At 72.9% G+C, this 13,898-nt stretch carries 9 protein-coding genes; 2 read left to right on the top strand and 7 right to left on the bottom strand.

The annotated features are described in order from the left end of the window. The coding region (locus tag LLG88_14315; GenBank protein MCE5248084.1) for a hypothetical protein at positions 1-247 on the top strand (247 nt) is incomplete at its 5' end. A 63-nt stretch (positions 248-310) separates the two neighbouring features. Here the strand turns inward: LLG88_14315 and LLG88_14310 are convergent. The 7 genes from LLG88_14310 to LLG88_14280 form a co-directional block, all read right to left on the bottom strand. Then, the gene (locus LLG88_14310; GenBank protein MCE5248083.1) at positions 311-1,840 is read right to left on the bottom strand and encodes an efflux transporter outer membrane subunit; all 1,530 of its coding nucleotides are present in this window, start codon (positions 1,838-1,840) and stop codon (positions 311-313) included. Further along, positions 1,837-2,109, bottom strand: a complete 273-nt coding sequence (locus LLG88_14305; protein ID MCE5248082.1) for a hypothetical protein — start codon at positions 2,107-2,109, stop codon at positions 1,837-1,839. Before LLG88_14305 ends, LLG88_14310 begins: the two co-directional genes overlap by 4 nt. 13 nt (positions 2,110-2,122) lie before the next feature. Further along, positions 2,123-5,230 (bottom strand): multidrug efflux RND transporter permease subunit, encoded by a 3,108-nt coding sequence (locus tag LLG88_14300; GenBank protein MCE5248081.1) that lies wholly within the window; start codon positions 5,228-5,230, stop codon positions 2,123-2,125. 7 nt (positions 5,231-5,237) lie between these two features. Beyond that, on the bottom strand, positions 5,238-8,348 hold the full coding sequence (locus LLG88_14295; protein MCE5248080.1) for a multidrug efflux RND transporter permease subunit: 3,111 nt from the start codon (positions 8,346-8,348) through the stop codon (positions 5,238-5,240). Beyond that, positions 8,345-9,577, bottom strand: a complete 1,233-nt coding sequence (locus LLG88_14290) for an efflux RND transporter periplasmic adaptor subunit (GenBank protein ID MCE5248079.1) — start codon at positions 9,575-9,577, stop codon at positions 8,345-8,347. The genes LLG88_14295 and LLG88_14290 overlap by 4 nt, the downstream gene beginning before the upstream one ends. 96 nt (positions 9,578-9,673) lie before the next feature. Further along, on the bottom strand, positions 9,674-10,309 hold the full coding sequence (locus LLG88_14285) for a response regulator transcription factor (protein ID MCE5248078.1): 636 nt from the start codon (positions 10,307-10,309) through the stop codon (positions 9,674-9,676). Then, positions 10,306-13,320: a histidine kinase gene (locus tag LLG88_14280; protein ID MCE5248077.1), complete on the bottom strand. Its 3,015-nt coding sequence runs from the start codon at positions 13,318-13,320 to the stop codon at positions 10,306-10,308. The genes LLG88_14285 and LLG88_14280 overlap by 4 nt, the downstream gene beginning before the upstream one ends. 99 nt (positions 13,321-13,419) lie before the next feature. On the opposite strand from LLG88_14280, the gene LLG88_14275 reads away from it, so the two are divergent. Next, entirely contained in the window at positions 13,420-13,806 is a 387-nt protein-coding gene (locus LLG88_14275) for a hypothetical protein (GenBank protein ID MCE5248076.1), read from the top strand. Positions 13,807-13,898 lie beyond the last annotated feature (92 nt).

Raw genomic sequence — 13,898 nt, 5'->3', positions numbered from 1 at the left:
GAGCCAAGACTACATCGACTACCAGCGCACGAACTACATCCGCGGCGAGGCCGACTGGATCTCGAACGTCGAGGGGGGCGCGGTCTACCACACCGACGCCTGGGGCACGCGCAACACCTACACCGGCGAGACCTGGTCCGGGGCGCCGTTCGACTACCCCAACTTCGACGGCGCGAGCCCGAAGCGCGACGAGTCGCTCACGCCGATCGACAACCGCGAACTGTACGAGAAGGTCTTCCGCAAGTAGCGGCGACGAGACGCCGGACGCGGGCTTCCGCGCGCCGTCGCGCCCGGACGCCGGACGCCGGCTTCAGCGCGCCGCGGCGCCCGCCACCGCACCGGGCCGCGCGGCGTCGCCCTGCGTCGAGAGCACCTCGCGCGGCGCGGGAATCCGCGAGGCGTCCCAGCCGCCGCCGAGCGCCTTGACGAGCTGCACGCTGGCCTGCAGCCGGCGGCTGCGCGTCGTGATCAACGCCAGTTCGCGCGTCAGCGCGCTCGTCTCCGCGCCGACGACGTCGAGGTAGCTCACCACGCCGCCGACGTAGCGCACGTTGGAGAGGTCGAGCGTCTCCCGCGCCGCGGCGAGCGCCCGCTCCTGCGCCAGCGCCTCGTCCCCCAGCATCCGCACGCCGACCAAGTCGTCCTCGACCTCCTGGAACGCGCCGAGCACGGTCTGGCGGTAGTTCGCGACGGCGAGGTCGTAGGAGGCCCGCGCCTCCTCGACGCCGGCGCGCCGCCGTCCGCCGTCGAACAGCGTCGTCGCCGCGGAGACGCCGAGCGACCACACGCGGTTCGGGAGCGAGAGCAGGCCGGCCGCGGCGCCGCTCTGCGTCCCCGCCTGGCCGCTCAGCGCGATCGCCGGGAAGTAGGCCGCGCGCGCCACGCCGATCTGCGCGTTGGCCGCCGCGACGCGGCGCTCCGCCGCGCCGACGTCGGGGCGACGCTCGAGCAGCGCGCTCGGCAGGACGAGCGGAATCGCCGGCACGGCGACCGTCCGCTTCGCCGGCGCGAGCGAGAACTCCGCCGGCGCCTTGCCGACGAGGACCGCGAGCGCGTGCTCGAGCTGCGCCCGCGCGACGCCCGCGTCGAGCTCCTGCGCCTTCGCCGCCTCGAGGACCGTCGTCGCCTGCGCCACGTCCTCCTGCGCCGCGACGCCGCCTTCGAGGCGGTCCTTCGTCAACTGCAGCGCCTCGCCGTACCGCTCGACCGTCTCGCGCAGCACCGCGAGCTGCTCGTCGAGCGCCCGCAGCTCGAAGTAGTCGAGCGCGACCTCCGCCTGCACCTGCAGCAGCACCGCCGCGGCCTGCGCCGCCGCGACCTGCGCCGTCGCCGCGCCGGCGTCGGCGCCGTTGCGCAGCGCGCCCCACGCGTCCGCCTCCCACGACGCCGCGATCGGCAGCGCCAACGTGTCGGTCGTCGTCGCCGGCGCCGACGACGACGCGGAGGTCGCGCCGTAGCGTCGGGTGGCCGACGGCGCGATCCCGACGGTCGGGAACAACGAGGAGCGGGCCGACGCGGCGAGCGCGCGCGCCTGCCGGAACTGCGCCGCCGCGGCGAGGACCGTCTGGCTCGAGACGTCCACCTGAGCTTCGAGCGCGTCGAGGTCCGGATCGCCGTAGACCGACCACCACGCGCCGCGCGGCGCGTTCTCCGCCGGTTCGGCGGCCTTCCACGCCGGCGAGCCGGGGGCCGTCGCCGCCGGCGCCTCCTTGAACGAGGCCGGCGCGGCGACGTCGGGACGGACGTAGCGCGGCGCGAGCGAACAGCCCGCCGCCGCGAGCAGCAGAAGGGCGGCGAACGGCGCGGCCACGCGCCGGTTCCGTCGCGGATCGATCTTCATGTCAGGCTCTCCCTGCGGATGGCGCGCGCCAGCGCCGCGCGCGCGCCGACCAGCGCGACCCGCTCCGGATCGAGACGCGAAAGGCACCGCGCGCCGGCGCGGTCGATCGCGCCGACCCGTTCCAGATCGACGACGACCCGCGCCGCGGCGAGCGCCGCCTCCGCGAGCTGCTGCGCGAACTCCTCGACCGCTTCTCCCGCGAGCGGGCCGGTCAGGATCAGCCGCACTTCGCGCGGTTCGCCGCGGCTGTAGACGATCGTCAGCGCCATCGCCCCTCCCCGCTCACGCCGACTGCGCCGCGGCGCGTCCCGCCGCGCGGCGGCTTCGCGCCCGCGCCGCGAAGAGGCGCAGCCGCTCGAGGTAGAGGTAGACGACGGGGGTCGTGTAGAGGGTCAACGCCTGGCTGGCGATCAGGCCGCCGACGATCGTGATCCCGAGCGGCCGGCGCAGTTCGGAGCCGACGCCGCCGCCGAAGGCGAGCGGCACCGCGCCGAGCAGCGCGGCCATCGTCGTCATCATGATCGGGCGGAAGCGCAGCACGCAGGCCTTGTAGATCGCCGCCGTCGGCGCCAGCCCCTCGCCGCGCTCCGCCTCGATCGCGAAGTCGATCATCAGGATCGCGTTCTTCTTCACGATCCCGATCAGCAGCAGGATCCCCACCAGCGCGATCACCGAGAGGTCGGTCCGCGTCATCCGCAGCGCCAGCAGCGCGCCGATGCCGGCGGACGGCAGCGTGGAGAGGATCGTCACCGGATGGACGTAGCTCTCGTAGAGGACGCCGAGGACGACGTACACCGTCAGCAGCGCGGCGAGGATCAGCAGCGCCTCGTTGTCCAGCGACTGCTGGAACGCCTGCGCCGTCCCCTGGAAGCTGCTCTGCACCGTCGCCGGAAGCCCGACGCGGCGCGCCGCGTCGTTGATCGCGTCCACCGCCTGCCCCAGCGCGAGCCCCGGGGCGAGGTTGAACGAGATCGTCACCGCCGGGAACTGCCCCTGATGGGCGACCGAGAGCGACGTCGTCTGCGGCGCGAAGTGGGCGACCGCGGAGAGCGGCACGACCGCGCCGGCCGGCGTGGCGACGCTGAACTGGCTCAGCGTGACCGGGCTCCGCCAGTACTTCGGGTCGGCCTCGAGGACGACGTGGTACTGGTTCAGCGTGTTGTAGATCGTCGAGACCTGCCGCTGGCCGAAGGCGTCGTAGAGCGCGTTGTCGATCGCCAGCGGCGTCAGCCCGAGCCGCGCCGCGGTCTCGCGGTCCACGACGACCCGCGCCTGCAGCCCGCCGTCCTGCTGGTCGGTGCTGACGTCCACGATCCCCTTGATCCGCTTGACCTCGCGCAGCATCACCGGCACCCACTCGTTCAGCGTCTGGACGTCGTCGCCGCGCAGCGTGTACTGGTACTGGGCGTTCGCCGAGCGCCCGCCGACCCGCACGTCCTGCACCGCCTGGAGGTAGAGCGTGCCGCCGGGGATCGACGCGGTCGCCTTCCGCAGGCGCGCGATCACCTGGTCCGCGGCGTCCTTCCGCTCGCTCTGCGGCTTGAGCGTGATGAACATCCGGCCGGTGTTGGTCGCGCTGCCGCCGCCGTTGAACCCGACCATCGCCTGCACCGCCGGGTCGGCCATCACGATCCGCGCCACCGCGTCCATCCGCCGCTTCGTCGCCTGGAACGAGCTGTCCTGCGAGCCGACGAGCGAGCCGGTCAGGCGGCCGGTGTCCTGCTGCGGGAAGAACCCCTTCGGCGCGGCGATGTAGAGCCCCACGCTCGCCGCGACCGTCGCCAGCGTGATCATCAGCACCGCGAAGCGGTGGCGCAGCACGAACTTGAGGCTGCGGGCGTAGCCGCCCAGCGCCGCGCCGAAGATCCCCGCGCCAGTCCGGCTCGCCCGCCCCGGCGGACGTTCGCCGCGGCGGCGCAGCAGCTTCGCGCAGAGCATCGGCGTCGTCGTCAGCGAGACGATCAGCGAGATCAGGATCGCGATCGCCAGCGTCGCCGCGAACTCCTGGAACAGCCGGCCGATGATCCCGCCCATCAGCAGGATCGGCAGGAAGACGGCGACCAGCGAGACGCTGATCGTCAGCACGGTGAAGCCGATCTCCCGCGCGCCCCGCAGCGCCGCCTCCCGCGGCGCCATCCCGTCCTCGAGGTGCCGCGCGACGTTCTCGACGACGACGATCGCGTCGTCCACGACGAACCCCGTGGCGACGGTCAGCGCCATCAGCGACAGGTTGTCGAGGCTGTAGCCGAGCAGGTACATCACGGCGAACGTGCCGACGAGCGAGAGCGGCACGGCGACGCTCGGGATGAAGGTCGCCCGCGGGTCGCGCAGGAAGAAGAAGACGACGAGCGTGACCAGCAGCACGGAGAGGACGAGCGTCGCCTCGACGTGGTGGATCGAGGCCCGGATCGTCGTCGTCTGGTCGCTCGCCACCTCGACGCGGATCGACTGCGGGAGCTGCGCCTGCAGCTGCGGCAGCGCGGCCCGCACGCGGTCCACGGTCTCGATGATGTTGGCGCCGGGCTGGCGGAAGATGATCGCCGGCACGCCCGGCTTGCCGTTGAACAGCCCCGCGGCGAGGACGTTCTCCACCGAGTCCTGGACGTTCGCGACGTCCTTGAGCTGCACCGGGGCGCGCGCCGCGCTGTAGGCGACGATGATCGGCCGGTAGTCGGCGGCGCGGCGCAGCTGGTCGTTGGCGTCCACGCGCCACGACTGTTGGTCGTTCCAGACGTGCCCCTTCGGCTTGTTGACGTTCGTCGCGGCGATCGCCGCGCGGACCTGCTCGAACGGCACCCCCTTCGCGGCGAGGGCCAGCGGGTTGACGTCCACGCGCACGGCGGGGAGCGAGCCGCCGCCGACCGAAACCTGCCCGACGCCGGTGACCTGCGAGAGCTTCTGCTGCAGCACGGAGGTCGCGGCGTCGTAGATCTGCCCCGGCGAGAGCGAGTCCGAGGTCAGGGCGACGATCATGATCGGCGCGTCGGCCGGATTGACCTTGCGGTAGCTCGGGTTGCTCGGCAGGTTCGCCGGCAGTTGCCCGCGGGCGGCGTTGATCGCCGCCTGCACGTCGCGCGCCGCGGCCTCGATGTCCCGGTTCAGGTCGAACTGCAGCACGATGTTCGTCGAGCCGAGGGAGCTCGTCGAGGTCATCTCGGTCAGGCCGGCGATGCGGCCGAACTGCCGTTCCAGCGGCGTCGCCACCGACGAGGCCATCGTCTCCGGGTCGGCGCCGGGGAGCCCCGCGCCGACGGAGATCGTGGGGAATTCGACCCGCGGCAGCGGCGCGACCGGCAGCAGGCGGAAGGCGATTCCGCCGGCGAGCGCCAGCGCCACGGAGAGGAGCGTCGTGGCGACCGGCCGCTTGATGAACGGGGCCGAGATGTTCATCGCCCGCTCATTCCGCCGGCGCCGGCCGCGCGGCCGCCGGCGCGAGCCGCCTCGGCGAGAAGCGCGCGGCGAGGCGGTCGAACCAGAGGTAGGTCACGGGCGTGGTGTAGAGCGTCAGCAGCTGGCAGATCGTCAGGCCGCCGATCATCGTGATGCCGAGCGGCCGGCGGAGCTCCGAGCCGACGCCGGTCCCGAGGGCCAGCGGCACCGCGCCGAGCAGCGCGGCGAAGGTCGTCATCATGATCGGCCGGAAGCGCAGCAGGCAGGCCTGGTAGATCGCGTCGCGCGGGGCCGCGCCGCCGTTGCGCTGCGCGTCGAGCGCGAAGTCGATCATCATGATCGCGTTCTTCTTGACGATGCCGATCAGCAGGATGACGCCGATCAGCGCGATCACGCTGAAGTCGGCGCCGCAGAGCATCAGCGCCCAGAGGGCGCCGACGCCGGCCGACGGCAGCGTCGAGAGGATCGTCACCGGATGGATGTAGCTCTCGTAGAGCACGCCGAGGACGATGTAGACGGTCAGCAGCGCGGCGAGGATCAGCAGCGGCTCGTTCGTCAGCGACGCCTGGAAGGCGCGGGCCGTGCCCTCGAACTGCGCCTGCACCGACGGCGGCATGTCCACGTCCTTCTCCGCCGCCTGGATCGTCTCCACCGCCTCGCCCAGCGAGACCCCCGGCGCGAGGTTGAACGACACGGTCACCGCCGGGAACTGCCCCTGATGGATGATCGCCAGCGGCGCGCTCCCGGTCTCGACGCGGGCGAAGGCGCTGAACGGCACGGCCGCGCCGTTCGTGGACTTCACGTAGAGCCGGTCGAGGGCCTGCGGGTCCCGACCGAACTGCGGCGCGACCGAGAGCACGACGTGGTACTGGTTGAGCTGCGTGAACATCGTCGAGACCTGCCGCTGGCCGAAGGCGTCGTACAGCACGTCGTCGATCATCTGCGGCGTCACGCCGAGGCGCCCCGCCGTCGCGCGGTCGATCGCCAGCGTCGCGCGCAGGCCGTCGTTCTGCTGGTCGCTGGCGACGTCGCGCAGCTTCGGCTCCTTGCGCAGCCGCGCGACGAGCGCCGTGGCGGCGTCGTCGAGCTCCTTGGCGTCCGGGGCCTCGAGGCTGAACTGGTACTGCGTGCGGCTGACGCGGTTCTCGACCGTCAGGTCCTGCACCGGCTGCATGTAGAGGGTGATTCCCGGCACCGCGGCGAGGCGCGGCTGCAGCCGCCGGATGACGTCGGACGCGCCGATCTTCCGCTCGGCCAGCGGCTTGAGGTCGATCTGGATCCGGCCGGTGGAGAGGGTCGGGTTGACCGCGTCCACGCCGATGAACGAGGAGAGCCCGGCCACCGCGGGGTCCTTGAGGATCTCGCGGGCCAGCGCCTGCTGCCGCGCGGCCATCGCCGGGAAGGAGACCGAGCCGGGCGCGGAGGAGATGCCGAGGATCGTGCCCGTGTCCTGCACCGGGAAGAACCCCTTCGGCACGACGACGTAGAGCGCGATCGTGACGACCAGCGTCGCGGCGGCGACGATCAGCGTCGCCGTCTGATGGCCGAGGACCCACTGCAGGGTGCGGCCGTACGCGGCGATCGTCCGCTCGAAGGCCCGCTCGCTCCAGCGGTAGAACCGCCCCTGCCGCTCCTTCGGCCGGTGCTTGAGCAGCTTGGCGCACATCATCGGCGTCAGCGTCAGCGAGACGACGGCGGAGACGAGGATCGTCACCGCCAGCGTCACGGCGAACTCGCGGAAGAGCCGCCCGACGACGTCCCCCATGAAGAGCAGCGGGATCAGCACCGCGATCAGCGAGACGGTCAGCGAGACGATCGTGAAGCCGATCTGCGCCGAGCCCTGCAGCGCCGCCTCGAGCGGCGACATCCCCTCCTCGATGTAGCGGGCGATGTTCTCGATCATCACGATCGCGTCGTCTACGACGAAGCCGGTGGCGATCGTCAGCGCCATCAACGTCAGGTTGTTGAGGCTGTAGCCGAGCAGGTACATCACGCCGAACGTGCCGACGAGCGACAGCGGCACGGCGACGCTCGGGATGACCGTCGCCGAGAGCGTCCGCAGGAAGAAGAAGATCACCAGCACGACCAGCGCGACGGTGAGCAGCATCTCGAACTGCACGTCCTCGACCGAGGCGCGGATCGTCGTCGTGCGGTCGGTGACGATCGAGACGCTCACCGCCGGCGGCAGGGCGGCGCGGAGCTGCGGCAGGACCTTCTTGATCCGGTCCACGACGGCGATGATGTTGGCGCCCGGCTGGCGCTGGATGTTGACGATCACGGCCGGCGCCGAGTCCATCCACGCCGCGTGGTCGAGCGTCTCCGACGAGTCCTCGACCGCGGCGACGTCGCCGAGGCGCACCGGCGCCCCCTTGCGGTAGGCGACGACGATGTCCTTGTAGTCGCCGCTCTTGAGCAACTGGTCGTTGGCCCCGATCGCGAACGACTGGCGCGGCCCGTCGAAGTTCCCCTTCGGGCGGTCCACGTTGGACGCCGCGACCGCCGTCCGCACGTCCTCGAGGCCGAGCTGGTAGGCCGAGAGCGCGGTCGGGTTGGCGTTGATCCGCACCGCCGGCTTGCGGCCGCCGGTGATGCTCACGAGGCCCACGCCGGGGAGCTGGGAGATCTTCTGCGCGAGGCGCGTGTCGGCGAGGTCCTCGACGCGCGTCAGCGGAACCTCCTTCGAGGTCAGCGCCAGCGTCAGGACCGGCGAGTCGGCGGGGTTCGTCTTGCTGTAGATCGGCGGGTTCGGCAGATCGGACGGCAGGTAGGTCCCCGCCGCGTTGATCGCCGCCTGGACCTCCTGCTCGGCGATGTCGATGTTCAGCGCGAGGTCGAACTGCAGCGTGACGACCGAGGCCCCGTCGGAGCTGGTCGAGGTCATCTGCGTCAACCCGGCGACCTGGCCGAGCTGCCGCTCCAGCGGCGCCGTGACGCCCGAGGCCATCACGTCCGACGACGCGCCGGGATAGAACGTGATCACCTGGATCGTCGGATAGTCCACCTGCGGCAGCGCGGAGACCGGCAGCTGCTTGTAGCCGAGCAGGCCGGCGATCAGCAGCCCCGCCATCAGCAGCGAGGTGGCGACCGGCCGCAGGATGAACGTGCGCGAGGGGTTCACGGCCGGCGGCCCTTGCGGCCTCCGCCCTGGGCGGACGACACGACGACCGAGGAGCCGTCCTGCAGCTTGTCGAACCCTTCGACGACCACCGTTTCGCCAGCCTTGACGCCCGAGACCGCCTCGACGCGCGTCGCCTCCGCCACGCCGAGCTGCACCGGCCGGCGCTGCGCGCGGCCGTCGTCGCCGACGACGTAGACGAAGGCGTCCGTGCCGTTGCGCTGGATCGCCGCCGCGGGGAGCAGCACCGCGTCGCGCACGGTGTTCACCAGCACGTGGACGTTGACGAACTGGTTCGGGAAGAGGGCGTCGTCCGCGTTCGCGAACTGCGCCTTGACCTTGACCGTGCCGCTCGTCGCGTCGATCTGGTTGTCCACCGTCGCCACGCGCCCCCGCGCCAGCACCTTCTCGTCGGCGCGGTCGCGCGCCTCGACCGGCAGGACCGCGCCGGAGCGCACCCGCTCCAGCACCGGCCGCAGGCTGTCCTCGGGAAGGTTGAAGACGACGGCGATCGGATCGACCTGCGTGATCACCGCCACGCCGCCGGCGTCCGCGGCGTGGACCATGTTCCCCGCGTCCACCGGCCGCAGTCCGACCCGCCCCGAGATCGGCGCGGTGATCGTGCAGTACGACAACTGCAGCCGCGCGCTGTCCACCGACGCCTTGTCGGCCGCGGTCGTGCCGCGGTACTGCGCGACGAGCGCCTCCTGCGCGGCGAGCTGCTGCTCGGGGATCGCCTTCTTCGCGGCCATCGGCCGGTAGCGCTCGAGATCGACCAGCGCGTTCTGCAGCAGCGCCTGGTCGCGCGCCAGCTGGCCTTCGGCCTGCGCGAGCGCGACCTGGTACGGCCGCGGGTCGATCAGCGCCAGCTCCTGTCCCGCGCGCACGAACTGCCCTTCGACGTACGACACCCGCTCGAGCTGACCGTCGATCCGCGTCCGCACCGTCACGTTCTGCAGCGCGGCGACCGTGCCGAGCGCCGGAACGGAGTCGCCGATGTCTCCCTTCGTCGCCGGCGCGGCGACGACGGTGACCGGCGGCGCCTTGCGCTGGGCCCCGGGAGTCCGCGCCTCCTGCGCCGGATCGGCGGCCCGCGCGCCCCGCGCGAGCAGGAAGATCCCGGCCAGCGCCGCGGCGGCCGCGGCGAACGTGAGGGCGATGCGCAGCCGCTTGCTCTTCGGGCGCGGCGCCGGCTCGCCAAAGGTGGGCGTCGAATCGCTGGTTTCGCTCATGCCCGAAAGATGCGCCGCGGCCTATTGCGCGGCGTCTGCCGTTCGGGAGGGGCCGGCCTATCTCTTTCGGCATAGACGGCGACGCGCGCGGCGTCGCTACGGGAGGTGGACGATCCCCCGACGGACGGCGATCGTGACGGCGTGGGTGCGGTCCCTGGCGTCGAGTCGCCGCAGGATGTTCTGCACGTGGACCTTGATCGTCCCCTCCGACGTGCCGAGCTGCGCGGCGATCTCCTTGTTGGCGAGCCCCTTGGCGACGAGCGTCACCACTTCGATCTCCCGCGGCGTGAGCGCGGTGTCGGGCAGGAACTCGCCGAGCTTCTGCGAGACCTCCGGCGGCAGGAAACGCTTGCCGGCCATCGCCGCGCGGATCGCGCGGACGACGTCGGTGTGGACCATCTCCTTCAGCAGGTAGCCGCGCACGCCGGCCTCGAGCGCGCGGTAGATGTCCTGGTCCCCCGAATACGAGGTGAGCACGATCACGCGCGCTTCGGGATGCTCGGCGCGGATCCGCGCCGTCGTCTCGATCCCGTCCGCGCCGGGAAGGCGCAGGTCCATCAGCACGACGTCCGGCCGGTGCTCGCGGTACGCGGCGAGCGCGCTTTCGCCGTCGGCCGCCTCGGCCACGAGGACCATGTCCGGCTCGGCGGCGAGGATCGCGGCCACCCCCTTCCGCACGAGCGGGTGGTCGTCCACGCAGAGAACCCGCACGGGCTTCGCCTGTTCCGTCACGGCCGGCTCCAAGACCTGCGGCGCACGACCCGGCGCGGCACGAGAACTTCGACGACCGCGCCGTGCCCCGGCGCGCTGGCGAGCGAGATTTTCGCGCCGATCTGCGCGGCGCGCTCCCGCATCCCGACCAGTCCGAAGTGGGCCTCCGCCCCCGCGGCGCGCGGATCGAAGCCGCGCCCGTCGTCCGCGACGCGCAGGACGACGCCGCCCGAGCGCTCGTCGAGATCGACCTCCACCGACGACGCGCCGGCGTGGCGCACGACGTTCGACAGCGCCTCCTGCGCGATCCGCAGCAGGTCGAACTCCACTTCCGGCGCGAGCTCGGGAAGCCCTTGGCCGCAGCGGAGCCGCAGCTCGAGGTCGGCCTGCCCGACGACGCGGCGCGCCAGCGCGTGCAGCTTCGCCGCCATCGCGCCCGCCGGCTGCCGTTCGCCGCGCAGCTCCTGCAGCGAGCGCCGCGCCTCGCCGGCGCAGGCGGCGGCGTCCTCGATGATCCCGTCGAGCGACGCCGCGGCGCCCCCCTCGGGCATCCGCCGCTTCAGCGCGTGAAGCTGCATCGTCACGCCGGAGAGCCCCTGCAGCAGCGTGTCGTGGAGCTCGCGCGCGATCCGCCCGCGCTCGGCGAGGACGAGGCGGAAGTCGGCGGCCATCCGGCGCAGCCGCCAGCGGTAGACGAGCCACGTCGCGAGCGCCAGCACGGCGACGGCCGCGGCGATGAACGGCGGCCGCTGGTAGAAGTACGGATGCACGCGCAGCGCCGTGGACGCCTCGGCGGCGTCCGCCTCCCCCGCGGCGCCGGTGGCGCGGACGACGAAGCGATAGGCGCCCGGCGGCAGGTTCGTGTACTGCACCGCGCGCCGCGCGCCGGCCGGCCGCCATTCGCGGTCGTACCCCTCGAGCTTGTACCGCAGCCGGGCCGATTCCGGATCGGAGAGCGCGATCGTCGTGAACTGGATCTCGATGTTGCGCAGCCACGGGCGCAGCGCCGCGAGATCCTCCTCGCGCGCGGGAACGCCGTTGACCAGCACCGCCTCGATGCGCGGCCGCGGGGGCGCCGCGTCGCGCGGCACGTGCGCCGGATCGACGACGACGACGCCGGTCGTCGTCGGGAACCAGAACCGGCCGTCGCGCGCCCGCAGGCCGGCCGGCTGCACGCCGCCGCGGCACTGGAAGCGGGCCGCGCCGGCGGCGAACGGCACGCTGACGATCGCGCTCCGCGCGCCGGAGGCGAACCGCTCGAGCGAGGCGCGGCCGACGCGGAAGATCCCCTTGCCCGACGCGAACCAGAGGTTGCCGCGGTCGTCGGGCAGGATGCTGAAGATCTCGTCGTCGTAGAGGCCGTCCTGCACGCCGTAGATCGTCGTCGCTCCGTCGCGGTAGCGGCGCAGGCCGCCCCCCGGCGAGCCGAGCCACACGGTGCGGTCTTCGTCGAGCAGGAACGCGTCGGGCGGCGCGCTCTGGTCCTTGAGGCGGTGGAGGCGGAACGTCCCCTCGCGGCGCGTGACGAAGGTCGCGTCCTCGAGCGTCGCGAAGAGCCGTCCCTGCTTCGTCGCCGACAGCGCGAGGATTCCCGCGCGCGGCACTTGCTCTTCGACGCGCCACGGGCCGCCGCGCAGCGGACGCCAAGCGAGCCCGCGGTCCGTGCCCGCCCAAAGCCGCCCTTCCGATTCGTCGAACGCGATCGCGCGCACGCGGTCGCCGGGCAGGCCGCTGCGCGCGGTCGCGGTCTCGACGACGCGGCGTCCGACGATCCGCGCCGCGCCGCGGTCCGTCCCCGCCCAGACCGACCCGTCGGGGATCGCCGCGAGGGCGAGGACGCGGTCGCTCGGCAGTCCGTCGCGCGTCGTGAGCGGATGGAAGCGCCGGCCGTCGAACGACGCCGCGCCCCCGCCCAGCGTCCCGACCCAGATCGTGCCGTCGGCGGCCTGCGCGACCGGCCCCGCGTCGTTCGACGGCAGCCCCTCCGCCGACGTGTACGGCACGACGCGCGCGTCCACGAACTGGTTCAAGCCGTTCTTCGTCCCGACCCAGAGCGTTCCTTCGTCGTCCTCGAAGAGCGCGAAGACCGCGCCGTGCGTCAGGCCGCGCGTCGCCGGATACGACTCCATCCGCCCGTCGCGCCAGCGCGCGAAGCCGTCCCGCGTCCCGATCCAGACGACGCCGCCGCGGCCGCGGGCGAGGCTGAGGACCGCGGCGCTCGGCAGGCCGTCGGCCTCGCCCCACGACTGCAGGCGCGTCCCGTCGTCGCGGAAGAGGCCGTCCTCGGTCGCGATCCAAAGGTCGTTTCCCTCGCCGCAGAGGAGGGCGTGGACGACCGTCTTGTCGAGCGGCGCGAGACGCGCGGGCGCGTCGAAACGCTTGCCGTCCCAAGAGCGCGGGCCGAAGTCGCGTCCCGCGACCCAGACGACGCCGCTCCGCGCGCGGCAGGCCGCGCGCACCGGCCCCGCGGGAAGTCCCTCGCGCGTCCCGTGCAGAACGAAGCCGTCGCCGACCCGCTCGGCCAGCCCTTCGTCGGTGCAGGCCAGGAGCGCGTCGCCGGGACCGCGCAGCACGCAGTCGATCCGGTCGCCGGGAAGACCGGCCCCGGCCGGAACGCGGGCCAGCGTTCCGCCCGCCGAACGAAGCAGACCGCGCCGCAGGGAGGCGAGCCAGAGCGAGCCGTCGGGGTCCGCGGCGAGATCGCGGACGATCGAGGCGCCGAGCGGCGCGGACGGCGAGCCGTCGAACGACGTGAAGAACCGCCCGTCGAAGCGGGCGATCCGCCCTTCCATGCCGAGCCAGATGTAGCCGTCGCGGTCTTGGGCGATGGCGTAGATCGTGGCGAGCGGCAGCCCTTCCTGCTGCTGCCACGCGCGGTGGGTGTACTGCGTCAGCGCCACGGAAGGATCGAGCGCCCGCGCCGGCGTCGCCGCGGCGACCACCGCCGCAAGCGCGGCCGCGAACGGCGTCGCCCGCGCCAGCCAACGACGGACCACTTTCGTCCCCGATCCGATCGAGCCACGGAGCGCCATGCAGCTAGACTAACCCAACGGCGACGCGGCGGTTCGCGCGGCGGCGCCGACGGAAACACGCGGCGCGCCGCGGCCGGCCGGCGCGCGACGGAGCGGCCGATGCGCGAACGCGAGACGCGTTGGAGCAAGAACGTGATCCGCCGCGGCATCGTCGCCGTCGAGCTGCTCGGTTTTCTCCTCGCCATCGCCGTCTGCTGGCTGACCGAACTCCTCGACCCGCCGTTCAGCATCAGGCAGGTCGCGATCGAGACGGTCGTCCTCGCCGGGTTGGCCGCGCTCGTCGTCGCCGTCACGCTGCGGTTGATCCGCCGGGTGCGGTACCTCGAGGGGTTCCTGCTCGTCTGCGCCTGGTGCAAGCGGGTGCGGCTCGACGACCGTTGGGTCGGCATCGAGCGGATCCTCGCCGACAAGTCGGAGTTGCGGCTCACGCACGGGATCTGCCCCGACTGCGCGGACGTCGTCACCGGCGCGCACCCCGAACGGTGACCGGCGAACCGACGAAGGGCGCGCGGGTCAGCGCCCCTTCGGCGGTTCGGGCGGTGGTGTTTCGGGCGGCGGCTGGGGCGAGGGCGGCGCGG

The organism is bacterium (genome assembly GCA_021372775.1).
Taxonomy (GTDB): domain Bacteria; phylum Acidobacteriota; class Polarisedimenticolia; order J045; family J045; genus JAJFTU01.
Note: the sequence above shows the minus strand (reverse complement) of the source record. Positions and strands in the feature narration are given on the sequence as shown.